The organism is Pseudoalteromonas espejiana DSM 9414 (assembly GCF_002221525.1).
GTDB lineage: Bacteria > Pseudomonadota > Gammaproteobacteria > Enterobacterales > Alteromonadaceae > Pseudoalteromonas > Pseudoalteromonas espejiana.
The window spans coordinates 1,895,642-1,922,632 of the sequence record NZ_CP011028.1; the positions used below are offsets into that span (position 1 = coordinate 1,895,642).

At 38.5% G+C, this 26,991-nt stretch carries 26 protein-coding genes; 12 read left to right on the plus strand and 14 right to left on the minus strand.

The genetic code is table 11. From position 1 onward, the window contains the following. Positions 1-28: 28 nt before the first annotated feature. The gene (locus PESP_RS08685) at positions 29-937 is read right to left on the minus strand and encodes a LysR family transcriptional regulator (protein ID WP_089347681.1); all 909 of its coding nucleotides are present in this window, start codon (positions 935-937) and stop codon (positions 29-31) included. A 108-nt stretch (positions 938-1,045) separates the two neighbouring features. Here PESP_RS08685 and PESP_RS08690 point away from each other — a divergent pair, with 108 nt between their 5' ends. Both PESP_RS08690 and PESP_RS08695 read left to right on the plus strand, forming a co-directional pair. Then, the gene (locus tag PESP_RS08690; RefSeq protein WP_089347682.1) at positions 1,046-2,221 is read left to right on the plus strand and encodes an MFS transporter; all 1,176 of its coding nucleotides are present in this window, start codon (positions 1,046-1,048) and stop codon (positions 2,219-2,221) included. Positions 2,222-2,244: 23 nt separating this feature from the next. Next, positions 2,245-3,402, plus strand: coding sequence for an MFS transporter (locus PESP_RS08695; RefSeq protein ID WP_089347683.1), 1,158 nt, complete (start codon positions 2,245-2,247; stop codon positions 3,400-3,402). Positions 3,403-3,828: 426 nt separating this feature from the next. On the opposite strand, the gene PESP_RS08700 is transcribed toward PESP_RS08695, so the two are convergent. From PESP_RS08700 to PESP_RS08710, 3 genes are all read right to left on the minus strand, one after another. Next, a complete protein-coding gene (locus PESP_RS08700) occupies positions 3,829-4,725 on the minus strand; it encodes an alpha/beta hydrolase (RefSeq protein WP_089349129.1) in 897 nt (298 codons plus the stop codon). 20 nt (positions 4,726-4,745) lie between these two features. Continuing rightward, complete coding sequence (locus PESP_RS08705; RefSeq protein WP_089347684.1) at positions 4,746-5,357, minus strand: MarC family protein; 612 nt, start codon at positions 5,355-5,357, stop codon at positions 4,746-4,748. A gap of 138 nt (positions 5,358-5,495) precedes the next feature. Continuing rightward, on the minus strand, positions 5,496-5,978 hold the full coding sequence (locus tag PESP_RS08710) for a GNAT family N-acetyltransferase (protein WP_089347685.1): 483 nt from the start codon (positions 5,976-5,978) through the stop codon (positions 5,496-5,498). A gap of 104 nt (positions 5,979-6,082) precedes the next feature. On the opposite strand from PESP_RS08710, the gene PESP_RS08715 reads away from it, so the two are divergent. Next, on the plus strand, positions 6,083-6,283 hold the full coding sequence (locus PESP_RS08715; protein WP_002962626.1) for a hypothetical protein: 201 nt from the start codon (positions 6,083-6,085) through the stop codon (positions 6,281-6,283). Positions 6,284-6,340: 57 nt separating this feature from the next. On the opposite strand, the gene PESP_RS08720 is transcribed toward PESP_RS08715, so the two are convergent. Beyond that, positions 6,341-6,535, minus strand: a complete 195-nt coding sequence (locus PESP_RS08720; protein ID WP_058428886.1) for a CPXCG motif-containing cysteine-rich protein — start codon at positions 6,533-6,535, stop codon at positions 6,341-6,343. 226 nt (positions 6,536-6,761) lie between these two features. Here PESP_RS08720 and msrA point away from each other — a divergent pair, with 226 nt between their 5' ends. Further along, positions 6,762-7,361, plus strand: a complete 600-nt coding sequence (gene msrA, locus PESP_RS08725) for a peptide-methionine (S)-S-oxide reductase MsrA (RefSeq protein ID WP_089347686.1) — start codon at positions 6,762-6,764, stop codon at positions 7,359-7,361. Between the two features lie 48 nt (positions 7,362-7,409). Here msrA and PESP_RS08730 read toward each other — a convergent pair whose 3' ends face one another. Continuing rightward, positions 7,410-7,724: a hypothetical protein gene (locus PESP_RS08730; RefSeq protein WP_089347687.1), complete on the minus strand. Its 315-nt coding sequence runs from the start codon at positions 7,722-7,724 to the stop codon at positions 7,410-7,412. A 231-nt stretch (positions 7,725-7,955) separates the two neighbouring features. On the opposite strand from PESP_RS08730, the gene PESP_RS08735 reads away from it, so the two are divergent. Continuing rightward, positions 7,956-8,870 carry a 2OG-Fe(II) oxygenase family protein gene (locus PESP_RS08735; RefSeq protein WP_089347688.1) on the plus strand — a complete coding sequence of 305 codons (915 nt, stop codon included), beginning with the start codon at positions 7,956-7,958 and terminating at the stop codon, positions 8,868-8,870. Positions 8,871-9,003: 133 nt separating this feature from the next. Continuing rightward, entirely contained in the window at positions 9,004-9,753 is a 750-nt protein-coding gene (locus PESP_RS08740; RefSeq protein WP_089347689.1) for a substrate-binding periplasmic protein, read from the plus strand. Positions 9,754-9,866: 113 nt separating this feature from the next. Here PESP_RS08740 and PESP_RS08745 read toward each other — a convergent pair whose 3' ends face one another. From PESP_RS08745 to PESP_RS08760, 4 genes are all read right to left on the minus strand, one after another. Further along, positions 9,867-11,978 carry a TonB-dependent siderophore receptor gene (locus PESP_RS08745; RefSeq protein WP_089347690.1) on the minus strand — a complete coding sequence of 704 codons (2,112 nt, stop codon included), beginning with the start codon at positions 11,976-11,978 and terminating at the stop codon, positions 9,867-9,869. Positions 11,979-12,062: 84 nt separating this feature from the next. Next, positions 12,063-13,334 carry a DUF3526 domain-containing protein gene (locus PESP_RS08750; RefSeq protein ID WP_089347691.1) on the minus strand — a complete coding sequence of 424 codons (1,272 nt, stop codon included), beginning with the start codon at positions 13,332-13,334 and terminating at the stop codon, positions 12,063-12,065. Further along, the gene (locus PESP_RS08755; protein WP_089347692.1) at positions 13,331-14,779 is read right to left on the minus strand and encodes an ABC transporter permease; all 1,449 of its coding nucleotides are present in this window, start codon (positions 14,777-14,779) and stop codon (positions 13,331-13,333) included. The genes PESP_RS08750 and PESP_RS08755 overlap by 4 nt, the downstream gene beginning before the upstream one ends. After that, positions 14,779-15,594 (minus strand): ABC transporter ATP-binding protein, encoded by an 816-nt coding sequence (locus PESP_RS08760; protein WP_174694382.1) that lies wholly within the window; start codon positions 15,592-15,594, stop codon positions 14,779-14,781. The genes PESP_RS08755 and PESP_RS08760 overlap by 1 nt, the downstream gene beginning before the upstream one ends. A 311-nt stretch (positions 15,595-15,905) precedes the next feature. Between PESP_RS08760 and PESP_RS08765 the strand changes: the two genes are divergently transcribed. The 5 genes from PESP_RS08765 (at position 15,906) to PESP_RS08785 (ending at position 21,053) form a co-directional block, all read left to right on the plus strand. Then, on the plus strand, positions 15,906-17,168 hold the full coding sequence (locus tag PESP_RS08765) for a hypothetical protein (RefSeq protein WP_089347693.1): 1,263 nt from the start codon (positions 15,906-15,908) through the stop codon (positions 17,166-17,168). A gap of 2 nt (positions 17,169-17,170) precedes the next feature. Continuing rightward, on the plus strand, positions 17,171-17,611 hold the full coding sequence (locus tag PESP_RS08770; RefSeq protein WP_089347694.1) for a type 2 periplasmic-binding domain-containing protein: 441 nt from the start codon (positions 17,171-17,173) through the stop codon (positions 17,609-17,611). Next, positions 17,604-19,235: a diguanylate cyclase domain-containing protein gene (locus PESP_RS08775; protein WP_089347695.1), complete on the plus strand. Its 1,632-nt coding sequence runs from the start codon at positions 17,604-17,606 to the stop codon at positions 19,233-19,235. Before PESP_RS08770 ends, PESP_RS08775 begins: the two co-directional genes overlap by 8 nt. A gap of 154 nt (positions 19,236-19,389) precedes the next feature. Then, positions 19,390-20,091 carry a metal-dependent hydrolase gene (locus PESP_RS08780; RefSeq protein ID WP_089347696.1) on the plus strand — a complete coding sequence of 234 codons (702 nt, stop codon included), beginning with the start codon at positions 19,390-19,392 and terminating at the stop codon, positions 20,089-20,091. Between the two features lie 359 nt (positions 20,092-20,450). Then, positions 20,451-21,053 (plus strand): thiamine biosynthesis protein ThiC, encoded by a 603-nt coding sequence (locus PESP_RS08785; protein ID WP_089347697.1) that lies wholly within the window; start codon positions 20,451-20,453, stop codon positions 21,051-21,053. Positions 21,054-21,382: 329 nt separating this feature from the next. Here the strand turns inward: PESP_RS08785 and PESP_RS08790 are convergent, their stop codons facing one another. The 4 genes from PESP_RS08790 to PESP_RS08805 form a co-directional block, all read right to left on the minus strand. Continuing rightward, positions 21,383-22,846: an ATP-dependent nuclease gene (locus tag PESP_RS08790; RefSeq protein WP_089347698.1), complete on the minus strand. Its 1,464-nt coding sequence runs from the start codon at positions 22,844-22,846 to the stop codon at positions 21,383-21,385. Between the two features lie 62 nt (positions 22,847-22,908). After that, positions 22,909-23,250 (minus strand): AAA family ATPase, encoded by a 342-nt coding sequence (locus PESP_RS08795; protein ID WP_125939510.1) that lies wholly within the window; start codon positions 23,248-23,250, stop codon positions 22,909-22,911. Further along, on the minus strand, positions 23,223-24,875 hold the full coding sequence (locus tag PESP_RS08800; RefSeq protein WP_089347700.1) for an ATP-binding protein: 1,653 nt from the start codon (positions 24,873-24,875) through the stop codon (positions 23,223-23,225). The genes PESP_RS08795 and PESP_RS08800 overlap by 28 nt, the downstream gene beginning before the upstream one ends. 301 nt (positions 24,876-25,176) lie before the next feature. After that, positions 25,177-25,782: a cold shock domain-containing protein gene (locus PESP_RS08805; RefSeq protein ID WP_089347701.1), complete on the minus strand. Its 606-nt coding sequence runs from the start codon at positions 25,780-25,782 to the stop codon at positions 25,177-25,179. Positions 25,783-26,018: 236 nt separating this feature from the next. On the opposite strand from PESP_RS08805, the gene PESP_RS08810 reads away from it, so the two are divergent. Next, entirely contained in the window at positions 26,019-26,951 is a 933-nt protein-coding gene (locus PESP_RS08810) for a permease (RefSeq protein ID WP_245852044.1), read from the plus strand. Positions 26,952-26,991: the final 40 nt, after the last annotated feature.

A 26,991-nucleotide genomic window follows, 5' to 3' on the forward strand; every position in this document is an offset into this window, starting at 1 on the left:
TTAAGCCCAGCAATTTAGCTGGGCTTTTTTATGCCATGCTTTTTTGAATTTGCTGCCTTGCATCAAGTGCTATATCTACAAATGCATTGACAGCTGCATTGGTTACTGTTTTTTTAAATTGAATTTCTACCGGTATTTGCGTAGTAACATTGTTAAGCGCAATAAAATGACACCCTTCGCTATATAGCTTACGCACGCAATAAGGCGCAATAGCCACGCCAAGCCCCGCAGCTACCTCGGTAACTAATGTTTGCATGTGCCTAGGTTGGCTAATAATATTTGGCGAAAACTGTGCTTTTTTACACTGCAAAATGGTTTCATCAAAAAGCCCAAGTGCCTCTTCGCGATTAAAAATAATAAACTGCTCATCTTTAAGACGCGCTAAATCAATGTTTTTACAACTAGCAAGAGAATGGTTTTGATTAACAATAGCCACTAACGAGTCAATATAAATACAGTGGCTTAAAAACTCATCGGCAATGGAACTTGGTAGCGCTCGTGAAAACGCAATATCAATACGTTCATTTTTAAGCGCCTCTATTTGCTCTGTAGCTGTCATTTCAATAAGTGTAACGTGAACTTGGGGGTACTTTTCTTTATAGCTACGCACGAGCGACGCCATAAACGACAAACACGCCGAACTTAAATGGGCAATAATGAGCGTACCAGTTTGGCCATTTTGAGCACGCTTAACTTTTGTTTTGGCCTGTTGAGTTAACTCAATAATTGCATTTGCATCTTTTAATAACTGTTCACCCGCTTCGGTAATAGCAACATCGCGTGAATTTCGAATAAACAATACAACATCAAGCTCGCTTTCTAGCTGTGCAATATGCCTACTTATTGCAGGTTGAACGGTATGTAGCTCTTTTGCAGCTTCTGAAAAGCTCTGATACTTAGCCACGCTCACAAAGCTTTTTAATGTTTTAATATCCATTACACACCTAAAATACACTATTTGTATAGATTCTATAAAATAATATCATTTTTGTTATAGGTAAAGAACTCATACCATAGCTCCATCAGTTAACAAAGCAAGATAGCTATGACCAAGCCTGAACAAAGCCAGCAGATAAGCCGTTTTTTATTACTATTAATGACAAGTGCAATAGCAGCTACAGCTGCAAACCTATATTACAACCAACCCATATTGCCTTTAATGAAAGCCGCGTTTAATTTAACCGACGCTCAATTAGGGAGTATTCCTGCACTAACGCAATTTGGTTACGCCTTTGCGCTTTTATTTATATCGCCCCTTGGTGATTCACTACTAAGGCGAAAACTAATCACTATTTTGTCAGGATTGTTAGTTGCAGCGTCACTCATTGCGGCATTAGCGCCCAATTTAACCGTATTACTTATAAGCGTATTTTTAATTGGCGTAGGCGCCAATATTACACAGCAACTCATTCCCTTTGCGGCATCAATGGTGAGTGCTCAAAACAAAGGCGCTACGCTTGCTACGTTAATGATGGGCTTAACACTTGGAATATTACTTTCACGTACGTTAAGTGGTTTTGTAGGTGAGCACTTGGGCTGGCAAAGTGTTTTTTATATGTCAGCTTTGTTAGCTACATTGTTTGGCGCCCTACTGTATGTATTTTTACCCGTTAATAAACCACATGCTAATTTAAGTTACTTAGCGCTTATAAAAAGTAGTTTAAGTTTATTTAAACAATACAAGCAACTACGTATGTTTACGTTTTCAGGCGCTTTTTGGTTTGCATCGTTCAATGTACTTTGGGCAACCCTTGCAATTTACGTAAGCGATGAGCCATTTAATTACAGTGCTCAACAAGCAGGGTTATTTGGCGCAATAGCCCTTGCAGGCGTTATTGGCGCAAAGCTAGCAGGTAATTTTGTTAGTAAGCTTGGTTCTAAAAACGTTATTACATTATCGCTTAGCGTAATTGCACTCGGTTTTTTAATTACAGGACTATTTGGTAGCAGTTTAGTGGCGTTAATAATTGGCATTATACTCATAGACTTTGGCGTATTTAGCGCTCAGGTATCAAACCAAGTACGGGTATTTAGTATAGATCCAAGCGCACAAAGCAGAATAAACGGCATTTATATGCTGGGTTATTACATAGGTGGAGCCGTTGGTTCTGCTGCAGGTGTAAATGCATTTGATTTATACAAATGGGATGGCGTAATTGCCATAAGTATTATTTTTATAATTATTAGCGGGGTTTTTAATGCCCTAGCTAAAAAAGCGTAACTTGTACATTAATTGGAGTAACGATGAATTCACTTAAAGCGGCCGGTAGCTTTACCTTATTATGTATTGCCAGCTTAACCATAATGGTTGGCACTCTTTTAGCGCCTGGCTTAGTTAGCATTTCAAACGGTTTAGGCATTACTAATAACAGGGTACTTTTAATTACCTTACCTTCTTTAGGTGCTGTTGTATTTGCGCCAATTGCCGGCCGATTAATAGATAAATACGGCGCGTATAAGCTTTTAATCATCGGGTTATTTTTATATGGCTTTGTAGGTGCTAGCGGCTATTTTTTATATGGCCCAACACTTGTATTTATTAACCGATTTATTATTGGTGGCATAACGGCCATAGTGATGGCTGGCTGCACTGTATTAATTTCTACTTGGTACAAAGGTGAAGCTCGCTTAGGCATGATAGCCAAACAAGGCATGGCAATAGAACTTGGCGGAGTAATATTTTTATTCTTAGGTGGTTATTTAGCTTCACAGTTTTGGGGTTTACCACTGGCGCTTTATTTAATTGCCTGGGTATTTTTAGCCATGCTTTTGCTTTTTGTTCCAAGCAAACATAAAGCAAGTAACCAAGTGGAAGAACACGTAACTGAAAATACCAAAACCGTTATTGGTGCTTTTAAATTAAAAGGGGTTTATATAGTTTCTACCCTCGCGATGACCATATTTTTTACCTCGACCGTTTTATTACCTATTACTATGAGTGCACTTAACTATAACGAATCTCAAATTGGCCAGTTACTGGCGTTTATATCATTAGTAGCTGTAGTTACGGCGGGCGTAATGCCTAAAGCAACCAAACTAATTGGTGAAACAAACGTACTGGCACTGGCGTTTTTAGGGTTTGGATTATCGTATATATGTTTTACCCAACCAAGTACGCTAGTTTTAATTTTAGGTGCAATATTAATAGGGATAGGTTTTGGCTTTAGTATTCCCCTTTTAAACCATATGACGGTAGAACTTAGCGCAGAAAACGTACGTGGTCGTAACTTATCGTACTTTACTATGGCGGTATTCTCTGGGCAGTTTTTTACCTCGTTTATGGAATATATACCTGGGGGAATTCATAACGTATTTATTATTTGCTCCATTTTAAGTGCTGTTGTTGCTGTTACCTTATTTGTTAAAAATAAAAAGCAAGCAACTGAGCAAAACCTTAGTTAAGGCTAGTTAAAACTAAATCCATGAGAGCTGAGCCCTAATCCCACAGCTCTCTGTTTACCTACCCTAAAATATAGCTCCATTGCCAAGATATATATTAAACCAAATTAAGTATGATGTGTTCTTTAATACTCCACCAGCGGTTAAGTTTAAATAAGCCTAACTTAGCTTAATTTCATGGTGTTTATTCAAAGTAAAGCCAGATCACTAGCCGTATTCATGTTAAAGCACTAAGCAATTGGGTTAAGCATAATAACCAAAAAAGCCACCACTGTATATTAATACAGTGGTGGCTTTTTAAAACTTAATTCGCCTTATCCTTAAAAATAAGACTAAAAATACATAAAAAACATAATGTTAGCCAAATAGTAAACGAGTGCATGTTAACTTAATAATATAGAAAACAGCATTAACTGTATAAATATACAGTTAATGCTGTTTAATTAAGCTTTGTGCAAACTCTTTATAATCAACAAGTGCTTTAGCCACACTTTGCTTAGGGTTGTCATTATGCTCTGCGTTTGGGTTAACAGTGCTGTGCCACACTAAATTAGGGTTAGGACTTACGTTAAGCGCCGCTTTTAAACTATTAAAAGCCTCCAACATTAGCGGATGCTCTGCCCCGCCAACTGTTAAATATAAAAATGTAGGCGCTTTAATTTTTGGGTTATTAGTTTTTAAAAAGTCACTAAAGCGTTTAACAACACTCATATCGTCGTACCAAGCTGCAGGGCTAAATGCAAAATACCCATTAAATAGCTCAGGTTTAGTATGCAGTGTATAAAGTACAAAGCTTCCCCCTGCCGAAAAGCCACTTAATACACGCTGATCATTCAATTTATAATGGGCTTGCAAATAAGGGAGTAATTCGGCTTCTATAAACTTTAAAAATTTATCAGCCTCTCCATTAGGCTCTAAAAGCGTTTGAAATTCGGGCCGAGGCTCAGTATTTACCTCTTGGCGAGCATATGGCGGCACTAAGTCACGGTTACGCGTAGTTTTCCAAAACTTATTAGGAATAGACACCAATATAGCGCCTTCTCCCTCTCCAGCTTTCCTTTGCGCGGTTAAAGTACGATCCCAATTATCTAGATTAAAATTACCGTCTGTTTTAATAATTAATGGGTAAGCTTTACTCTTATCGTAATTGGTAGGGAGTCTAATAAATACCTTACGCGACTCGTTAAGCGCTTTAGACTCTATGGTTATGTCTGTAAACGCCGATACATAATGGTTATAATACCTAATAGCGATAACAGCCAAAGCAAACATCACAATGGCTAAACACACATTTACTAAATGATACTTTGATATTTTTATTGCCATTAGCGAATCCTCTTTTGCATTTAATCTATTTTTACCCATTGCTTTATTTCAAGCGCCGTCATAATTAGCTCTACAGAAAAAGCAGCTAAAATCATACCCATTACACGCGTTAAAATAGATGCGCCGCCCGCACCAATTAGTTTAATAATTTTACCCGAGAGTAGTAACAGTATTAATGTGACTCCTAATACACCAAGCGTAACTAACGCAGTGCCAATTTGAGTGGTAATGGGGTGTATATGGTTATCGGTAAGGAGTATTACAGCCAAAATAGCGCCTGGCGTTGCCGTTGCAGGTATAGCAAGTGGAAAAACGGCTATATCGTGCCCTGGATCTTGCTTTGCTTTATTAGAGTCGCTGCCAAAAATCATTTGCAGGCCAAACAAAAACAATATAATTCCGCCCCCTAATTGAAACGAGACCAACCTAATACCCATCGCATTAAGTATTAGTTGCCCTATTAATATAGAGCCCAGTAATACAGCCCCTGCATAAAGCACCGTTTTAAAAGCAGTTTTACGACGTTGTTGATCAGTTAAATGAGAAGTCAGCGCCGCAAATAGTGCCATGGTGCCTATTGGGTCTATGGTGGCCCAAATAACGAGGGCATCTTGAGATAGTTTTTCTAGCATATAAAATCCTTGTTAAGCGAACACGTTTTAAAAACTCGGGTAACAAATTCATTTGCTTACACTTCACTATAAGTCAAAGAGGTTAAATTTTATATTTTATTTGTTCCTGTAATGATGAATTTTTTTAACGTGTATTCGCTACAGCTGCTTATGCCATATAGAATGCTCGCGCAAACTAAACCCCAATTTTAAAAGTAAATTATGCGAACGCGCATTATGGGCACTTACCTCAGCGCTTAAATGTTTAAGGCCAATATTCAGTTTAAGCGTTTTTATAAAGCCAGTTATTACCTCAAACATTACACCTTTATCCCAAAAGCTTGGGTGAAGCTCAAAACCAATAAACGCACTACTTTTACACACCGATAAATTATAAAGCCCACAGGTCCCCATTAACTCGCCGGTAATATTATGTTCAATTGCAACTCTAATCACTTCGCCTTCGTAATAGGCGGTAATATCATCTTGAATTAGTTGTTTAATTTGGCTTTTACTCAGCGGCGTTTTGTAATCGTTAAACTCGCTCACTTGCGGGTGATTCAAAATAGTAAATAATTGCGGGGCATGTTTGTGGGTAATTAAACGCAAAGTAACGCGTTCAAGCTTAATTGTTTTAAACATTTTATTTAGTGAATTAAAATAGCGCTTTATGGGCAAGCATTATTAACTTACCATACCCCATTAACAAGCATTATATTTAAAGTAATAATAGGACAGAGACTCTAATGAGTGATGATTTTAAAGTAATACAACCTACTACAACCGTGTATTGTCCTAAGCGTGGCGAAGGCTGGACCCTAACCGGCATTACTAATATAAATGAGTTTACCTCAGTCATGTTTGATGGCACACGTTACACGCTTCCCGCTCGCGAAATAGTAGAAGAGCTACTCCCTAACCAGCTAGCTCGAGAACAAAATAGCTAACGCCCCATCAATAAAAAAGGCTGCAGTTATGCAGCCTTTTTTATAATTTACGCCAATTTAAAATGTATCGTCTTCACTGTATACATTTACTTTTAGCTCGTCGTCATCTTCAAATACAACAAACGAAATAGGCTTACAGCATACTTGGCAGTCTTCTATGTATTGCTCATCAATATCAGCCGCATCAAGTAATACTTCTATGCTTTCGCCGCAATATGGGCAACTTATCGATTTTTCGGTTAACTGGTTCATTCAACACCTGCTAATTTATTCATCAATGTTTTCACTTTAATAAACACGCTTTAATAATACAACATTGTGTTATATGGGTTACTCACTCAAAATGTGGCTTTAATTAAAAAGGTTTACGTACATTACTTTGCACCCTATATACACTATCAATGAAATAGTAATAACACTTAGCGGGTCTAGCTATAAAGGATATGTATTTAAACTCACACTAGAGGTAGATTATTATATGAAAAACTCACTTACGCTTGCATTAACATCTGCCGCAATTTTGTTTAGCACTTTTACTCATGCCGCTAAAACCGAAAAAGCAGTGTTAGCCGGTGGTTGTTTTTGGTGTATGGAAAGCGACTTTGAAAAACTCGAAGGCGTAAAAGATGTAATATCAGGCTTTACAGGCGGTAAGCTTAAAAACCCGACCTACAATGGCAATCATCAAGGCCATTACGAGGCTGTACAAATCACTTACGATCCGGATGTGGTGAGCTACAAAGGCATACTTGATCATTTTTGGGTAAATATTGATCCCTTTGATGCCAAAGGCCAATTTTGTGATAAAGGGCCAAGTTATTTAAGCGCAATTTTTGTAGCTAATGAGCAAGAACGTAAAATAGCAGAGCAAACCAAGCAAGCCGTTGTAGACGAATTCCCTAATCAAACAGTGGTAACGCCAATATTAAGTACCAGCACCTTTTATCCTATTAAAGGTAAAGAGAGCTACCATCAGGATTATTATAAAAATAACCCTATTCGCTACAATACATACCGTTGGCGCTGCGGCCGCGATAGTCGTCTAGAAGATATTTGGGGTGATAGAACAACTCACTAACACGTTAATAATTATAAATTTGATGGGTTAGGTGTTAACTCATCAAATTTAATCGTTATTTTTAATTTCCTCTTTTAAATTATCATGCTCTGAGAGAGTGTGTTGTTTAGGTATAAGAATCATAACTGTTACAGCAAAAGCTAACACTATTACAAATCTTAGGATTGATATAGTGATAAAAGGCTCCAACCAATTCACTAAAAATAACAGTGGAATTACAGCAATAATACCAATTAGTTTATGTCTTTGGGTAAACTCATGCAGTGCCCCGCATTCAGTACACCTATACTTTGTAGACATACGGGCAACAACAAACCAAGCTAAAGATATATTCTTTTGGCAATTCAGACATTTTGGCAACATACAAAATCCATTTAAAATTTTAACGTACAAGTAAAAGCTAACCGCTAACCGCTAACCGCTAACCGCTAACCGCTAACCATACATCAAACATTAGATTATATAATCCGCCTCTAATTATAAATATTATTTTGATACTGTTTCCTAAAACAGCTTATTTATCTAAATTAATAAATATAATAAATTGCACTCCTAGATTGATATAAACCAATTCAACAACTGGAGTTACACAATATGTCTACCAATCAATTACAACTAGCACGTGCTCTAGATTTACCATCGCGAACAGCTATGTTAAACCGTGAGCACTCGGTACAGCAGTTTTGGTACAACAACGACGACCTAATTACAGACGCGTGGAAAGAATGGGAAGCAAGCGAAATTGACGCTTCTACTTTCACGTTAGACGATTCGTTACTCGATAAAAATTTACGCGAAGCCGTACAACAAGCATGGGAAGACCCATCTAAAGAGCATTTAGTAAAAGCCCTTTTAGAAGAAGTGGCTCCTGATGTGTTTCAGTTTCAATTTTTTAACCCTGAGCGCCTAGCCGTTTTACGTGGCTACCTTGAACAAGTATGGAACTCTAACATTCCTATGCGCCCACCGTACGGTATTGTATTAAACCGCCGTGGTGCCATGCTCGACAAACGATCAGAGGGCTATTTAGCAGCGCCAAGTTTTCAAGCATTTTATAACGAAATGCTAAACACTTATATGCGCCCTATTTCGCGCTTATTGTTCCCTGAAATAATGGGCTACGATACGCAAACATTTGGGTTTTCTATTTACTACGATCCAAGTACAGATGCGTCTATTCGCCCACATACCGATGCATCGGCGGTAACGTTAAATATTAATTTAAATTTACCGGGTGAAGAGTTTACGGGTTCTGAGCTTGATTTTTACGACCAAGCAAATGGAAAAGTTATACAGCTTGGGTTTAAAGCAGGCACCGCAATGATACACCGAGGCAATGTACCTCACGCAGCAAAACCTATTACCAGTGGTGATAGAACAAACTTTGTATTATGGCTATTTGGTGATCGCGGTCGTTTACCAGCGCAAGGCGCACAACGCCCTGAAATTGAGGCTAAAGAGCGTTGGACTACACCGGTTACAACGCCCGATGGCTACGCGCCATTTTAATAAAGCTTAATAAAAAGCAGATAACTATCAGCCCACTAAAGCTAATTAATAATTAGTTTAATGGGCTTTTTACTTGTTGCATAAGCAGTTAATAACTATCTTTTAATATTACTAGGTAATTTATGCAGCTAAAATGACGTTAAACATTTTTATTATAGCTACACTACTCGTATCACCCTTTGTTGGAGCAACCACTGCTAAACAAAAATTAGTTGTAGGCTTTGGTGAAAAACTCCCCCCGTTTGTTATTTCCGACTCTAATACCGGCATTACCGTTGATATAATAACCTCAGCACTTACCCCGCTTGGCTATGAAATAGTCCCCATATATTCTCCTTACACACGCCGTGCTAAAGACTATAAAAACAATAAAATAGATGTATTAGCAGACATAAATTTAAACACCGCTAATGGAAATGTGCTTAATGGCTATATTTCAGATGAGTCTTACGTGTATGAAAATGTGGCAATTGCCTTAACTAAAAGGCAATATAATTTTACTAAAATAGCCGATTTAAAAAATCACAGCTTAATTTCGTGGCCAACTGCTGCAATCCACTTAGGTGAAGAGTATGCAAAAATGGCAAAAGCGAATACCCAATACTACGAAGTACACGACCAATCACTACAAGTTAAAATGCTTTTTTCAAACAAGGTTGATGTAATTCAAATGGATAAGCAAAGCTTTGATTACTACCGTTCATCCCTTAAAGATATTGATACAGCACAATCTGTAGATCGCTTCGCGCTATTTGGCAAAAGCCCAAATGGCTATTTATTTAAATCAAAAAAAGTGCGAGATAAGTTTAACTTACAGCTGCAAAAGTTAAAAAAATCAGGCGAGTACAGCAAAATATTTGAAAAATACAGACACGGCAATTAGTGATGGTAATAATTTAGTAAACAAGCAAAAATAAAAAAGGTCGCTTTAAGTAAGCGACCCTTTTACGTTTTACAGCGCATAAGTTAAACGCTGCACTTTTAGCTTAAACCCTATTAAAACTTATATGATGCAGAAAACTTAACGTTTCTTGGTGTACCAGGTTGCACCCATGCATCGGCAAACGAGTTTGTGTAATACGTTTCATCAAACAGGTTATTTACCTCAGCCGTAATACCAATGGCGTCTGTTACATCGTAATTTACAAAAGCACGGGCTGTTGTGTAGCTTGGTAATTCAAAGTCGGTACCAAAAAAGCCGTTACGCTTGCCCACATGTAATAAACCACCACCAAATTTAATGGCTTTACCGTATAAATCTGTTGATTGCACTAACTGTAAGCTAAGCTGTTGCTCTGGCACGTTTAATAGTGATGCGCCCGCTTCTACTGTGTAACCAAAGTTGGCATCAAAAAATGAGTTTTCGATTGTTGCATCAACGTATGCATACGACGCCCAAATTTCAAGTGTATCGGTAAGCTCACCCGTTAGGTCTATTTCTATCCCTTTACTTTGTGCTTCACCAATGGCTGCGTAAGTAAACGCTGTTGGGTCGTCCACAACAAGCATGTTGTCTTGCTCTACTTTAAACACGGCAACAGTACCAAATAAGGCGCCATCGTTTAATGTAAATTTAACACCCACCTCAGCAGATGTAGATTGGTTTGGCTCAAAACCATCGCCATTAGCATCGGTACCTGAAAGTGGGCGGAAGTTTTCGCCATAAGCACCATAAACAGATACATAATCGCTTGCTTCATAAACCACACCAAACTGCGGGCTCACGCGTGACTCAGTTTGTTTAGTGTTGGTGTTAGCTAAGCGGTTATTTAAGCGCTGCTCGTAATCATCAAAACGTGCACCAATACGAATATCTAACTTATCGGTTAGGCTTATTTGATCTTGAATGAATATCCCTAACGACTCTTGAATCTCTACGCGGTCAGTATTTGATGTTGGCGTTGGTAATTCGTACGCGCCGTAAACAGGGTTAAATACATTAATGTATTGATCGCCACGTACACGTAAAATCACTTGGTCGTTTTCAAATTTATCGGCATCAACACCCATAATTAAACGGTGCTCAAACCCACCAAACTCTAAATTACCACTTACCTCAGTTCTAAATACTTGGTATTTAGCATCAAAGTCGCGGTAGCGTCTGAAGCGATTTACTTCGCCATCAATTACGCCTCCAAAACCAGTTTCGGTTGCAAAGCCTTCCATAGAGGTATCACGGTAGTTTGCACCAAATAAAATGCTCCAGTTATCATCAAAGTCATGAATATACTCTAACTGGTGCCCGAGTACATCGGCTTCAATTGGGCCGTCGCCCGGCTCACCTAAAAAGCGACTTTCAGGAATAAGGCCAAGCTCGCCATCTATGGCTAATACACCTCTATCAAACGGTACTTCTTGTTCGCTATATTCAAGCTCGTATATAAGCTGGCTGCTGTCGTTAATATTCCATACTATTGACGGGCTAAAGCCTTGCTTAGTGGTTTCTATGGTGTCTCTAAAGCTTTCGGCGTCTTCATAAAAACCAACCAGTCTAATTGCTACGTCGTCGTTAAGCGGTGTTGTGTAATCAACATCGGCGCGGTAAGTATCAAAACTCCCTACAGACAGCTTAATTTCGCCTTCGGTATCAAATGTTGGGCGTTTTGTAACTAAGTTTACTGTACCACCTGGTTCACCACGGCCAAATAAGGCCGCACGCGGGCCTTTTAAAACCTCAACCGACTCAATACCCGACAAATCACGCGAGCCACCAAAGCCACGCCCTGCATTAAAACCATTTACTAAGTAGTTACTTGGTAGGTTTTCGTCGCCTACAAAACCACGTAATGCAAAACTATTCCAAAGCCCACCAAAGTTGTTTTGGCGCGCAACAGAGGCTGATAAGTCAAGCGCTTGGTCAAGGCTTACTGCACCTGCATTTTCAAGGGCTTCTAAATCAATTTTAAGCTCTGATTGTGGGGTTTCTAAAGGGCTAAAGTTACCTTGATAAGCCTGGCGAGATGCAACAACGGTTACTCTTTCAATTGCGTCATCCTTTACGCTTGTACTTTGCTGATTTTGCTCAGCAGCCATTACCTGGCTGCTAAATAAGCTTACTAGGCAAGTACTTAAATAGGTGAGCTTAAGCCCTTTTGTATTGGTTTTCATTGTGAACCTTGTGAGTAATGTAAGTATTTTATAGTTATGTAGTCATTTATATAGCGCTAAACAGGTACGTTTAGCGCTGTATTTTTAGTTGCTGCTTTGCGTGGTACTTTCAAAGCGTGGCATATTTTCAAGGGCTGCTTTAGTTGGGTCGCCTTTGTAAAATAACCACGGGTAATAAAACTCGCGTAATTGCTGATGATAATCTCTAATTTTCTGCTCATAATCGTAAGCGGCTATTGAATCGGTATTGGCTGTACGCGTAAGGCTTCGCTGCAGTAATAGCGGTGGCGAAATCCAAGATACAAAACCGGCTAACTCGTATTTTTTAGCGGCTGCATCGCGGTAGGCCTTTGAAAGCTCTGCCGCTTTTAAATCGCCCATTTGTTGAAATGCGTAATACCATTTCCACTCAAATTCACTACTCATATCTATATAAGGCGCAAACTCAGGAAACTCTTTAACAAAAGGCTGCATAGTTGCAGATTTAGGTAAATCCCATGCATCGTTTACTGCTTCACGTTGGGTAAGCATAATGTCGCCCCCTTTAGGCGAATGCACAGATTTATTTATAGCAAGGTCGCCTAAAATAGGAATAATAAAAGCAAACAACACCCATATACCAATTAAGCTAGAGGCAACACGTGGCGCACTGGTTGCATTTTTACCCCACCACACACTAAGCGCAGTCCAAAATGCAAGGTAGGCAATACACAGCAGCGATACATACACCACTTCAGACCCGCTTGCCCCAGCTATAACTGCACCCACAAAAAATGGCAGCATTAAACATATTATTACCGCTACAAATCTCACGGTTATACGTGCGCCCCATAAAGCAAAGTAAGACTTAGCCGTAGTAACGAGTAAATCGTGCCTACCGCTGGTGCGCTCATTTGCAAATAAATCATGAAACAGCAATATAATAACCAGTGGCGCTAGCGCACTAATTACAAACACAAAATCTATTTTACCGGCTTGGGCCAGCTCAGCATTTTGCGAATCGCTTTCGTAAATTTGCCCCTCAATTGCTAATAAATTAATGCGGTGTTTCCACGGGAATATATCGCGCTCACCTAATGCAGCAAATGCAAGGTTAGAAGGCTGCGAGTACGTTAAATGAAAGCTGTAATACGCTAACATGCCCGCATCGTTTTGCTTTTGCTGTACTTTAGCGCGGTCGCTTTGATCTGCTGCTTTTAAGCGTTCAATAGTTTGCTGTTGTGCGCTTACTTCGCTTAGCCCGCTGTAAATAGCAAATCCCGATAAAATAAGGCTACACAGCAGTAATACCACTACGTACTTTTGGCGCAGTAAAAAGCCCCATTCACGCACAAGTTGTGTAATTAAATAACTCATATCAAACGTTTTCCTACAAATTTAATACCGCCTAATAGCACTACAATCCACAGTAATAACTGTAAAAACGCAGGTACACTTCTTTGTGCGCGAACATCTGCACTGTCTACATTAAAATTAAAATCTTGTAGTATTTGCCAGTTCTCGGCGCTAACGCGTGCTTTTTTAGTGGCTGCAGCATCGGCGTTGCGGTTCATGTCGTCTTGGTAATCAAGTACCTCAATATGAACTTTGTTAAGCCCTTGTACAAAATCAAAACGAAGCTGTTCGGTTTCGCGTAAAAAACGATGATGCGTTTCTATGCTTGTGCCAACCACAATCATAGAAAGCGAGCGAATAGCAACCATAGGGGATACCCAACCAAAATAACGCGATACTTGCGTTTGCTTAAGTTCCGCTTGCATGCGTTGCTCAGCAAATTGGTTTAGTACTTCGGTTTGCTTAGCTTCTGATTCACTGGCTACTAAACCTCTAAAGTTTACCGGCAGCTCATCAATACTATTTACGTTGTACTTTTCAAGGAGCGATTGTTTAAATTGCTTAAATGCAGGGTCGTTGGTGTTATGGCCATCGCCTAGTTTTCTAAGCTCAGCTTTAACCGCAAAGTCGGTTTCTATTTTACCGGCAGATGGTACAGCCGTAGAAGCACTGGTACTTGCTACGCGCGGCATAACAATACACAGTAAAATCCATACAAACGCAAGTGCCGTAAAGCTGCCACTGTTTTTACTAAACACGCTCGATGCTAATAAAATCAGTAATACCCACACGGTTAAATATAAAGCGTAACCTACAACAAAGCTGGCAACAGCGAGTAAGCTTTCGCCTGCAGACACAGTAAACAAAGCCGATACCGCTAGTGGTGCAATAATTAAGCCCACAACCGAAAGCAGTGCTAAGCCTTTACCAGCAATTAGCGTAATACCCGACGTACCTTGCGCTAACAAGTACGACAGCGTATGCGATTCTCGCTCTCGGCTAATTGAGCTGTAACCAATTAATATAAGCAGTAACGGCGCTAAAGTTTGCACTATAAAAGCAGGCGTTAAGCTACCTAATTTAGTAAGCGCTGTACCTTGGCGTTGATCGGCAAACATTGCACTGTTTTGCCTATGTCCTTCTAAAAATATTGAGTTACCTGTGTATGCATCTATACCTGGGTCGAGTGTACTCAGTGGCGAAGGCGTTCTAAATGCATAATGCCCGTAGTGCACCATTCTGTGCGGGTGGCGATCGGGTTGATCAACAAAGCTTTGCTCAGCATTAGATTGTAGCTCATGGCGATCGTGGCTAAGTTCATGCATTGTAATGGTAGTCACCACTACCGATGAAAGCGTAAGCAATAAACCAATGGCTAAAACGGTCATTGCTAGTTTTGAGCGTAGCCAATAGCGCCATTCATCTTTGGCAACTATAACCACTTTTGAAAAGTTATTTATACTCATTACGCGCCTCTTTGCGCAAAGGCTGCGTGTACTTGTTCGGTATCAATGCGGCCGTTTTCAGGCGCGTCAAATTCGCCCACCAGCTCACCGGCTCTAAGTAGGCCAATACGATTAGCTACTTGGCACGCACCGTATACATCATGAGTCACCATTAAAATAGTCGCGCCCGTTAATGCAAGCTCGCGCACTAACTGGTTAAACTCATCTATGGCAACAGGGTCAAGGCCCGATGTAGGCTCATCAAGTAAAAATATAGGGGCTTCACGTAAAATGGCTAATGCAATTGCGGTTTTTTGCCTCATGCCTTTAGAGTAAGTTTGTATATGACGCTCCCACGCACCTTCTTGCAAGGCTACGCGGTTAAATGCGGCATTAATTTGCTCATCTGTTTTATTAATATCAGCAAGTGATAAAAAGTATTTTACGTTTTCGCGGGCGGTTAAATGCGGGTATAACGTTGCAGACTCTGGTAAGTACGCCGTTTTTCCGCGTACAAAATCAAGTCCTTGTGTAACCTCTTTACCCGCTACTTTTACCGAGCCTTGCGTTGGTTTATTAAAACCCAATAACGTTTTTAACGTGGTTGATTTACCCGCACCATTACCGCCAAGTAACGCGTAAATTTCGCCTGAGCCCACAGTAAAGTTTAAGTTTTTTAAAATAGCGTTATTTTTAATGCTAAAACTTAACGAATTCACTTCAATAATGGCTTCGCTTTTAGCGGTTTGAGCATTATTTAATTCAGAATTACTGGTATTTTCAGGGCGTTGAGATTCTATTGGTGATGTTTGATTAATTGCAGTAGGTGTAGTCACATTCAAACTCTATATGAGGGGGAAATTAGAATGCGACGAATGTTATACTATATCAAACAATAATTGCAACACTATAACATCCTTATACTTAACAAATGATGCCATTTTTTTAGTTATGTAAAACAGCCCCTTTTTAAAATTAAACCTATTAGCTTTTATTTTTAGGTAAACCTTAAAAACAATCCTAAATACCGTGTAATTTATTTTGTTATCAGCCTAATTTATTTAGCTAAAAGTGTGTAGTTAAGTTGGGTATCTAAGATATTGTGCTATCTTTTTATTATATTAAATTTAAATAAATATGGGCTAACATGTTGCTTCGAAGCACAATTGTCATTGCATTACTGGCAATCTCTGCAGCTAATAAAACCTATGCAAACAACATTGACGCGCAGTTTAGTGGTTTTGCCTCTTTAACCCTTAGTTACACTGACGATTCAGATATTGGCTTTGCATCTAGTTATTCAAATAAAAACGATACCGGCTTTTCAGCAAAGCGCGACTCCATTTTAGGAGGGCAAGCTAATATATCTCTGGCAAAAAACTGGGACTCTGTTGTTCAAGTAGTAATACAAGATCATGCCTATAAAAGCTTTGATAATTTTTTAGAGCTGGCCTTTGTCCGTTATCGCCCTACCCGCCATTGGGCCATTCGTGCTGGCAGGCTAAATAGCGACCTTTATTTACTCTCTGAATACCCATACGTTGGATACGCTTATTTATGGGTGCGCCCGCCTCATTCGTATTATTCGTTTGCAAACATTGCAAGTAATTTTGATGGCGTTGATGTTGAGTACAGTAAAGCCATTAACGATGGTTTTTTACGTTTAAAGCTCGCTTACGGTAGCTCTACAGCAAAACTACAAGCCTATAATGACGACTTTTTTATAGATTTTGATAATTTAACAACCCTAAGTGCAACATACACTCAAGATGCATGGACTATGCGTTTTTCGTTATCACGGACTGACTTTGGCGGTTATAAGCTAACCTCGTTGGATCAGTTTATAGCCGCGCTAGACTCAGTACCGCAAAGTATTTGGCCGCAAGCACAAAGTATGTCTGCCAAATTTAATACCCGAGGTAACAGTTTAGAGTATGCCGCCTTTGGTCTTACATACGATCATAATAATTGGCTTATTCAATCTGAGTTAGGGGTTTCAGAGTCTGATTGGATAGTGGCACCATCTGTAATTAGTGGCTACATCAGTGCGGGATACAGGGTCGATGACGCAATTTTTTACACCGGTTTTACAGCAGCTAAAAATCGCCATGATGTTGTTAAAGTAAACACCCCTGTGTTTTTACCAGGCACACCCGATGAAATTTCTGTGCCCATACAGCAACTCGCAGCTGCAACTCAAGCCGCGGCCGGAATTACAAATGTTCACCAACACTCAATTAACGTAGGCGTTAAATGGCATTTTTCGGATCGTTTAGTATTTAAAGCTCAGTTAGACCGCTTTGACATAAAAGCACAAGGCGCAGGCCTGTGGAGCCTTAGTGATCCGTCAGATGCAAATAAAAGCAACAAAGTACATATACTTAGTTTAAATGCTAGTATGGTGTTTTAGTTATGATAAGCGCTCGCAACCTAAGCCTTAATGTAATGCTTCCCTTATGCCTGCTTTTTGTGAGCTTTTATGCTAAATCAACAGAGTTTGTTGTAGTGGTAAATAAAAGCAATACCATTAACGCCTTATCAAAACGTGAAATTATAGATATTTACATGGGGAGGTATTTAACTTTTCCTGATGGTGAAACCTCAACACCACTTGATTTACCCGCCCAATCAACACTAAAAAACGACTTTTACTTAAAACTGGTCAATAAAGACGAGCAAAAAATAAATGCGTATTGGGCCAGGTTGTTATTTTCAGGCCGTGCAAAGCCCCCTACACCTTCGGCATCAGTAGAAGATGCAATAAATAAAATTGCAGCATCACAATTTGCAATTGGTTACATCCCGGTATCGCAGCTTACCGATACGGTAAAAGTGGTATACAGATTTGATTAAAATTATTAGCCAAAAACTTTACATACGTGTTGCTATAGCAATTGCTTTAGTCGCTATTGTTGTATCTTTAGTATCGTCAATGCTGTCGTACTATTCAGGCTTTAAAGAAAAGAAAAACACCAATTACCTGCTTGTAGAACAACTAGCGCAAACAATGGAAAAAACGGCCGCTATCGCCGCCTATTTAAACGATAAAGAATTAAGCCAAGAAATAATTAATGGCCTACTAAGGAACGATTTAGTGCAAGGCGCAAGCCTAGAATCAAAAGCAAACGCAAAAGGCGAAATGGCGTTATTTATTGCAAATGGCACTATTAACAAACAAAAAGAAGCAGTGTTAGTTAAGCTAGTGCATCCTTTTTTAGATGACACTTTTATAGGTGTTTTATCAATATACCCCGACGATAATTTTATACAGCACCAGGCACAGGCTGCACTAAAAAAAGAATTTATTTTAATGCTAATACAATCTATCGTTATCGCATTTTTTGTATCGCTGGTAGTACAGCGTTGGCTTACTCAACCTATACAAAACCTAACCGACAGCTTTGCTAAAATTAATCCATCAGAACCAGAAACCCTTAAAATGCTGACCTTTAAGCAAGGCAAACGAGACGAAATAAGCCGTTTAACCCACGGTATAAATGCCCTAATGCACGAGCTGCATTTAACCATTAGTAACGAGCAAACCTTACGTAAAAAAACCCAAGAACTAGAAGCCAAGTTTAGACTTATTTTTGAACAAGCCAGCGCAGGTATTTGTTTACTCGACAGCAAAAATATTATCACCACCTTCAACCCTGCATTTAAGCATTACTTTACCGTTCCCGGCGAAAAAGAATTATCAACCTTGCACTTCCCTGAGCTGTTAAACAACGTTGATGAACTACAAAGCCTACTGGAAGATATTCGCTTAGCTCATAATCCGCCACAAACTACGCTAGATGTAGAATGTAAAGTGGGTTATAAAACGCTATGGTTTCACTGCTTATTTGTTAGATTAACAGACCAAAGAGACACCAACCGAGGTCCACAAGAAGAGCATTTAGTAGAAGTAATTTTACATGATGTAACCGAGCGCGCAGAACGCGAACTTAAAACCCGTTTTGAAGCCGATCACGACCCACTAACCGGCTTATTAAACCGCCGCGCCGGTGAAAAGCGCCTGCAAAAAGCACTACGCGAATGCATAAAAAATGATAACCACTTAGTCCTTATGATGATTGACTTAGACAAATTTAAACCCATTAACGACACCTACGGCCACGAAGCCGGTGACAAAGTTCTCATAGAAACAGCGCACCGATTTAAAACACTATTTCACGAAAAAAACGACATGTGTATTCGCCTAGGCGGTGACGAGTTTATTGTTGCAAGGCAGGTAAATACATTCAATAAAGCAGCAACCTGTGAGCAAGCAACCGCCTTACTAAATGAACTACAACAACAGGTTAGTATTTCAAACACTAAAACGTGCGTAGTGGGTGCAAGCATAGGTATTGCAGTAGCTCCTACTGATGGCACTGAGCTTCATGAATTAATGCACAACGGTGATAAAACCCTTTATCACGTAAAAGAAACAGGCCGAGGAAAAGTCGCCTTTTACGACGATATTAAAAATTAGATAGCGAATGCTATAGCGTTTTTATAGCTTTTAAATAATCTTTATTATAAAAATAAGCCGCTAATCCAATTTTCCAATCAAACCTTTAAAGTACATTGAACAATTAAGTTTTCAATTGATAGAATGCCAACCTACTTTTTTATCAAGAGATACAATGGCAAATTTCAATACTCATCTTAATACTGCAGTCATCATCACCGGCTTAAGCTCAGCCACTTTATTATCTGCAAGCCATATCGATTTAAACGGCGCACTTTGGTTATGGTTTTTAGGCTCAATTGGCGGCTTGTTACCCGACATAGATTCAGATAACTCTACATCACTCGACACTATTTTTAACTTATTTGCACTAAGCGCCGTATTACTGGTGCTGTATTACATAACCACCGAGCTTATTATTCACATTAGTTTTATCGAGTTAATTGTAGTGCCGTTATTGGTTTACGGATTTATGAAATATATTATTAGACCCATTTTTGAATGGATCACGGTACATAGAGGCAGTTGCCACTCTTTACTGTTTTTATTGCTATGTGCGCTGTTAACAACCCAAGTAACGTGGAAACTAAACGACCAAACAACCGCACAAGCCGCTACTTTTGCCTGGTTAACGGGTGGGTTTATTTTACTCGGCGGGTTAATCCATTTATTACTCGATGAGCTTTACAGTGTAGATTTAAATAATGTCACTATTAAACGCTCTTTCGGCACCGCTTTAAAAATAGCTGACTTCGATAATAAATTAATTACCTTGGCATCGGTTATTGCCATTTCAGGTTTAATCTATGTAGCCCCGCCTACAGAGCATACTATTACCGCATTAAGTGATTGGTCTCAATTTAGGCTTTTATCTTAATGAAGACGATTTAAGCCTTGCCCAACTAAATTAAGCGGCTTTTTCAACGTCGCTTATGCCCATTGCTAAAATGCATCTCAATGCCCTCTTAGTAATTCACAAAGAGGGTAAAAGGCGCTGTGCTATTAAGGGTTTAACAGCTTAACTCAATAGGGCTTTGCTCGTTTGAGTTTAATAAAAAAGCCAAAGCTTGAGCCTATTTGTAATTAATTATTATTTTTATTGGTTTTAGTGAAATTTTTAAATCGCTTTGCCTGTCTTATAGTTTCAATATTTATATACAAGTTTCAACGGTTTGATGTGTGCAAAACTACTGCATCTTTTAAAAGCGTTAAATATAAAATTATAAGAGGTCCCTAATGGAATTTACGAATAAACGCACCATCCTAATTTCAGCATCTTTGTTGTTAGTATTGGCCATATCACAGGCTATTTTTTCAGTTCTTTACAGTGCAGAAATTAGTTTTTCAAGGCAGTTTGCTTGGGGGCTAGAAGCGCTGGTATTTACTTTGCTCGTTGCCTTTGCAGGCTCGGCTATGGTGCAAGCAAAAAACGCTCAATTAGGCTGGTCGGCTATCGCGTTTAGCGCAGTACTTAACATAGTACAGGTAAGTGTTGGTCTTACGTTGTTTTCAACATTTGGTAAAGTTGCGGGCACAGTAGAAGGCGCACAACCTTTAATTGGTGGCGTGGTGGCGTTGTCATTCATGATTTACTACGCAGCCAAAGTATTATTGGGATTAGCAGCACTAGTGTTTGGCCTGTCGTACTTCGCTAAAGGTGGCAAAGCCATTGGCAGCCTTACAGCCCTTGCAGGCGCAGTTGCTATGCTTGCCAATGGTATTTTAATTACCTTTGGCCGCGATGGATTCTTACCATCAGGTGTTGCTGGCGCATCAGGCATGATTGCAACGTTGCTTTTAGCAATCTGTTTAATAAGCCTTAACCGTAAAGCAGATTAAGGTTTAATGCCTTTTTAGTAAGGTAGTTACTTAAATAGGTTATAAACATCGGCGTGTATTAGAGGACCTAATTCGCCGATGTTTTACGTTTAATGTATACGCTTAGCGCATCCCTAGTTTGTTACCTTTCAATAATCTAAAGACTAATCCACAAAGAGGCTATGAGGCGCTGCGCTTTTAGAGGCTATAAATAGCTTATATTAAAAGCTTTTAATCGATTTATGTGTTGATGTATGAAGTCAAGATTTGACCCCTTTGGCTTTTGGCTTTTTCTAATGGGTGTCTTGTTAAATTTACCATAATGGGTAACCCTGACCAATCCAACCAAACTATTTCCGAATAAAATCAACTAAATCTTTCAGTTTATTTTCTAGATCAAGTATCGAACAATGTGTTTTATCGAGCTTATCGACTACCGCTTTAGCAATAGGTACTTTTTTGCTTGCATAACTTAAAGCAATATTACTCAATGAAGGTGTATCTAGCTGAGTAGCATCATCAAATTGATAACAATCGGAAATAGCTTTATCGAATGAATCAAATTTTTCGAATATAAAGTCTGAAGCTTGAGTTGATTTTAACGACAGTTTCTTATGGTTATTTCCCTGACCAATTGATTCACGCTTGAAACCTTGGCTAGTTAAAATATCAAAGAATAGATCTTTGCAAATATAATTCTCAATTTCACGACCCTCCGTAATCCACACTTTGACATAATCATCTAATGTTGAATCTAAACCAGCATTATCAGCATTGGCTGTTCGAAGTCTATCCAACATCGAACTTAGATATGCTTTAAAACCCTCATCATCTCGATCTGCTTGCGAAGAACAATCAGAATCGGCAATCAAGCATGCCTTCCTACTGGTGCTAAAAATATTAATTAGATTTTCACCAATATCATCTAGTACTGTGAAAGAGGCTAAGTTTGTACCACCAAAGTATAAGAAGGAGTAGTCTTTTCCTTCTTTCAGTTCTCCGTCAGAATATATATCAATCCATTTTTTCAAGTAAATCCTATCACTAGGCCCTTCAACCCATAAAACAGTATTAGCTTGAAGTATTTGAGAAGCTTTTACGCCCAATGAATCTAATGTTTCATAATACTTGATTACATTGTCATTCGGGGTAATTGAGCTTGCGCCATTGGGCGATTTTAAAGTTCTGTATACAGCCCAGTTTTCATTTAGGCAGTCAATAAGGGATGGAGAATGAGTAGTGATAAAGAATCTATGATTTATTAGCTCTTTCTCAAAAATACTTATAAGTTTAACTACTGCTTCTGGATGTAAATTGGCTTCTGGTTCTTCAAGAAAGACGTTTAAATTGACTTCCTTGTTAATCCAAAGGTGTGATAGCAACATCACTATTTGAGAGACGCCAGTACCTAACTGATCTAAAGAAAAGGATAGCCCTGATGCAAACTCAAGATTTAAATCCTTATCTACAACTTCAATATTAGTTACTTGCTCAGATAAAATATCAGTTAGCCACTGCTTAATTTGTTTTTTATATCCAGCCCAGTTTGATGGAGTTGCTCTGTCCAGTCTTAACTTATCAAGCTCTTCAATAATTTTTGCGCCATCAAAATAGTAGCTTTGCTCATTATTCGAATTACGCGAGTGATGTCGAATAGGGTCAACAAATACCAATGAATTTAAGAAACTTCTCCAATAAAATTCATTATCACTAAACCCTGCTACATCGTCAGTCGGGTCTATCCATGTATCTGTTTCCAAATCAGAACAGATTAAATTACTATCATCGAAGATCTGCTTACCATTAACCTTCATGTTTAAAACAGATGTATTAGAACTAACGTCATGGTAGCAATCTAGCGTAACTTCATTCTCACTTACCGTATAAGAAATTTTATCATTTTCCGTGAAGATATGAAGATATTATCGTTTGAAAGTAAAATTTCACAGTTGATTTTCTCCTTTTCCCAGCCCCATGTTTGGCTTTCATCAAGTTCAGTGGCAACGGAAATCGCAGTTCCAACATTCAGGTTTTCACTAGCTATACTTTTTAAGTAATTAAAATATTTCGCTAAATTAGATTTCCCTGAGTTATTTGGTCCAATAATTAAGTTAATTGACTTTAAGCCGCTTATATAGACGCCATTTAAATCATATGAGCGCCAACCACAAAGTTTTATGGAGTCAATCTTCATTTTGATTTGTCCTGCTTGTGCCAAGAATCCACCAAAGCTTTTAGTGAGTAATTAGTCGGCTTCCCTGACTTCCAATACTTATGATATCTAACATCATTGCTTCTAGGCATAGGGTTAGGCTCTCTAAATTGAACTTTCCTTGGTAAATTAATCGAATCACCAGAAACAAATGCCTCACCATCTCGAAGGCTAGGTAAGAAATCTACTTGGCCAGCCAATGTGTCAGGTAATAGACGCTTAATCTTATTTTGATCAAGATCATTAGTTAATCGAAGCGCTATATACGTACCACATTGCGATAAAACTGTTGTAGAAACATTTGACGGACGTTGAGTTACAACTGTCAAACCTATACCGTACTTCCGACCTTCTTTAGCAATTCTTTCAACCCGTTCTTTTGCTATATTGAATTTTGAATCGCTATCTTCTGGAATATAAGTGTGAGCTTCTTCTAATATTAAGTTAAGAGGGATATTTTCAGGATCTAAATCCCAATATTTAAAGTCGAAACATAGCCTTGAAATAACGCCAACACATACAGCCCTTACTTCTGCTGGCAAGCCACTTAAATCTAATATATTTAAATATGCTTCAGATTCAGCTAAACCTAAAATAAATTCAAAATATTCGGCTATTGAGGTTTCATTATCAATTTTTCGATGAAGAAATGAGTAACGAGTGTCATGACGTACAGCTTGGAGTTTTAGAATAATACTCTCATATGGTTTCTTGTTAGTAGCATTACTTTGAGAGTCCTTTTCAGCTATTATTTCATCTAAAAGAGCATCAATACTGAAAAAAATTGGAGTGTCTGCAGAAACGACTACACCATCAATATTTTGCTTTTCAGCTTCTATTTCTTTTTGTTTCGTTATAAGCCTTTTTATTATGGCTTTCTGATTAGATCCAGGCTCAAGATTATAAACACCAAAGAACTCTTCTAAATCTAAAAACCAGTATGGGAGTGTAAACTCATTCCAAGGGATTGCGTTTGTCCTATTTTTAAAGCCTTCGTTTGGTGCTTTATCGTTATAGCCAAATGCTGAAGGATATTCATTATGAATATCAAAAAACAATATTCTCGGGCACTCATAGCTTGATAATATCGATTGAACTATCGATGCAACGGTGCAACTTTTACCACTACCTGTAGTACCCAATATGGCTGTATGGCGCCCCATTAGCTTATCTAAGTTTAAATACGTTTGATCGTCATCGTTTGAATCAGTAACACAAAAGTGCTCTTTGTCTTCTTCTAAGTCTATGCCTATTAATTGGTTTACTTGGTCACTGCTAAGAAAGTATGTATCACAATTTATTGTGGGAAGACGTTTGGTGCCTCGATTAAACTTACCGTTGATAGCACAACCCAATATTGAAAGCGTTACTACTTTCCTCTCTTCCCTAACAATTTCAAACCCATCAGCTGATCTTTTTGTTTTCTCAATTTCAGTGATCTGAACTTTGCTTATGGTACAAATTGTATTACCGTGCGCTCCGCCACAGTTAACATAAGCACCAACCTCTGCGCAGTGCTTTATACCTTGAAACTCGCGCTCTAGAGCATCTGCATGAAGTATAATTGCGGCACCGTCAACTTCTTTAATTTTACCAAATTTTAAATCATCTTCTCTTAATGATGTTGTCAATTTATAACTTCCTTATTAGTTAAAGGTTTTAATTTATGCAAAGCCATCTATCAGCTTATAGAATACCGCACCATTTGGTTATAACACCCCAAAACGGCGTATATTTCGTTGTTCGATAATTACACCAAACAACTCGTTTATAATCAGACAATAACAATTGCTACTCAGTAGCCTTTGTTATTTAACCCCATAACGCCTTTAAATAATGCTATGGGATAAACTGCGCACCACTGTATTTTTATACAGCACACGGTAAAAACCATCTTAAATTTAACTTTTAGCTAATCGATTAATAAAATTACTACTCATTTTTAAACCGCGAATCCCTCTCACACGGCTTACCATCTTTATCGCCATCCATTTTTGTATTTGGGCAGTTATTTATAAAAAATACGGCCTCTGCACGTGAGGTCATTTGGCTACAGTGCTGCCTGCCATCGCAAGTAAAGTTTTGTGAGCTTTGAGGAATCACAATTTTTGGGTATTGTTCGTCAAAGGTGGCTAAATCGGCGTTGGTAATAACGGGAGTGTGGCTATTAAATTGCTCGCTACTTTTATAATGGTTGTATTTATTTACTGCGATAAAGCCAAGTACAGCGATAATGCTAATTGAGGCGACTTTCCCTAAAAAACTGTCGGTAAAATTAGATTTAGCAACACGATGATGGTTTGATTTTTTATGTGTGACTTTAAGTGCAGCTACGCCTTCTATGCGGCAATTAACGGCTTTTGATTTACCATCGGGCTGTTTAGCCACTTCAAAATAAAGGGTGTCGCCCACTTTGGGCTTGCGGCTCATGTGTTTGAGCGCTGAAATGTGTATAAAGGTGTCGTGCTCTAGGGTGTCTGATTTAATAAAACCAAAGCCCTTTTCGTCATTCCACGCTTTTAACAATCCTTTGTTCATTTTTATTCTTACCTTTAAGTAACTTCTTTTAGCCAGTTTTATTAATCCTTGCTTAACATTAGCACACGTTCCCAATTTAATACCATCCTTTTTATTAGGTTATAAGCTACTGCTATTAATGTAGATTTTAAAAACAGGCTTTTATTTTTATAAAAAACACAAAAGCACACTTGCACATTTGTGCATATATGATTATATTGCGACCTCAAACATGGTTCTATACATTAGAGGTTATTGTGAATACAGATAAAATGATGGTTGCACTGGATGAATTTATTCATGTTGGTGGAGGCTTAATATTAATTATTGCTGCTGTTTCAATTTTGACAGGGTTGATCAGAGAGTTTGTTCCGCAAGACAAGCTTCAAGCTAAATTAACAAAGCATGATAAGTGGGGCTCACTGTTAGGAGCTAGCTTTGGTATGTTAACCCCTTTTTGTAGCGCTGCTGTAGTGCCTGTTACCATGGGTATGGCTACTATGGGTACGTCGCTAGGTACTATTTTAAGCTTTTTAATTTCGGCCCCTTTATGTAACTTTATCGTACTTGCAATGATATATGCTGCATTTGGTTTTAAAGTGACTGCTATATATTTAGCACTAACCTTTAGTGCTGCTGTTATAGGTGGATGGTTAATATCTAAATCACCTTGGAAAAATGAAGTAAGACGTGGAGATGAGTTAGAGCTGGCTACAAACGGCAAAAGCTGTAGTTCAGACTGCAGTTCAGATAGTGCCGAAATATTGCACACTACGAATTCTGATAAGTTTAAAAATGTTTTAAAATTTGCTGTATCTTTATTTAAAAGAATTATTCCGTATGTGTTATTGGGAGCATTAATTAGTGGTTTGTCGGCAGCATATTTACCAGCTGAATTAGTTGAAAAATACGTAGGTGGCGGAGATTTAAGTTCCATTATTATTGCTGCACTAATTGGTATTCCACTTTATTTGAGAATAGAAATGGCTATCCCGCTTTTAAATGTGTTGATTTTAAAAGGTATGGGCATGGGGCCAGCTTTAGCACTTATTATTGGTGGTACAGGTGCGAGTTTACCTGAAATTGCCTTAGTATCTTCGGTATTAAAAAGAAAGGCTGTATTAGCATTTGTATTAATTATATTAAGTACTGCAGTAACAGGCGGTGTAATTTTTCAATACATTATTTAAGTTAGGGCGTGTTGATCTTTGATGGTTGAATTTGCAGCAG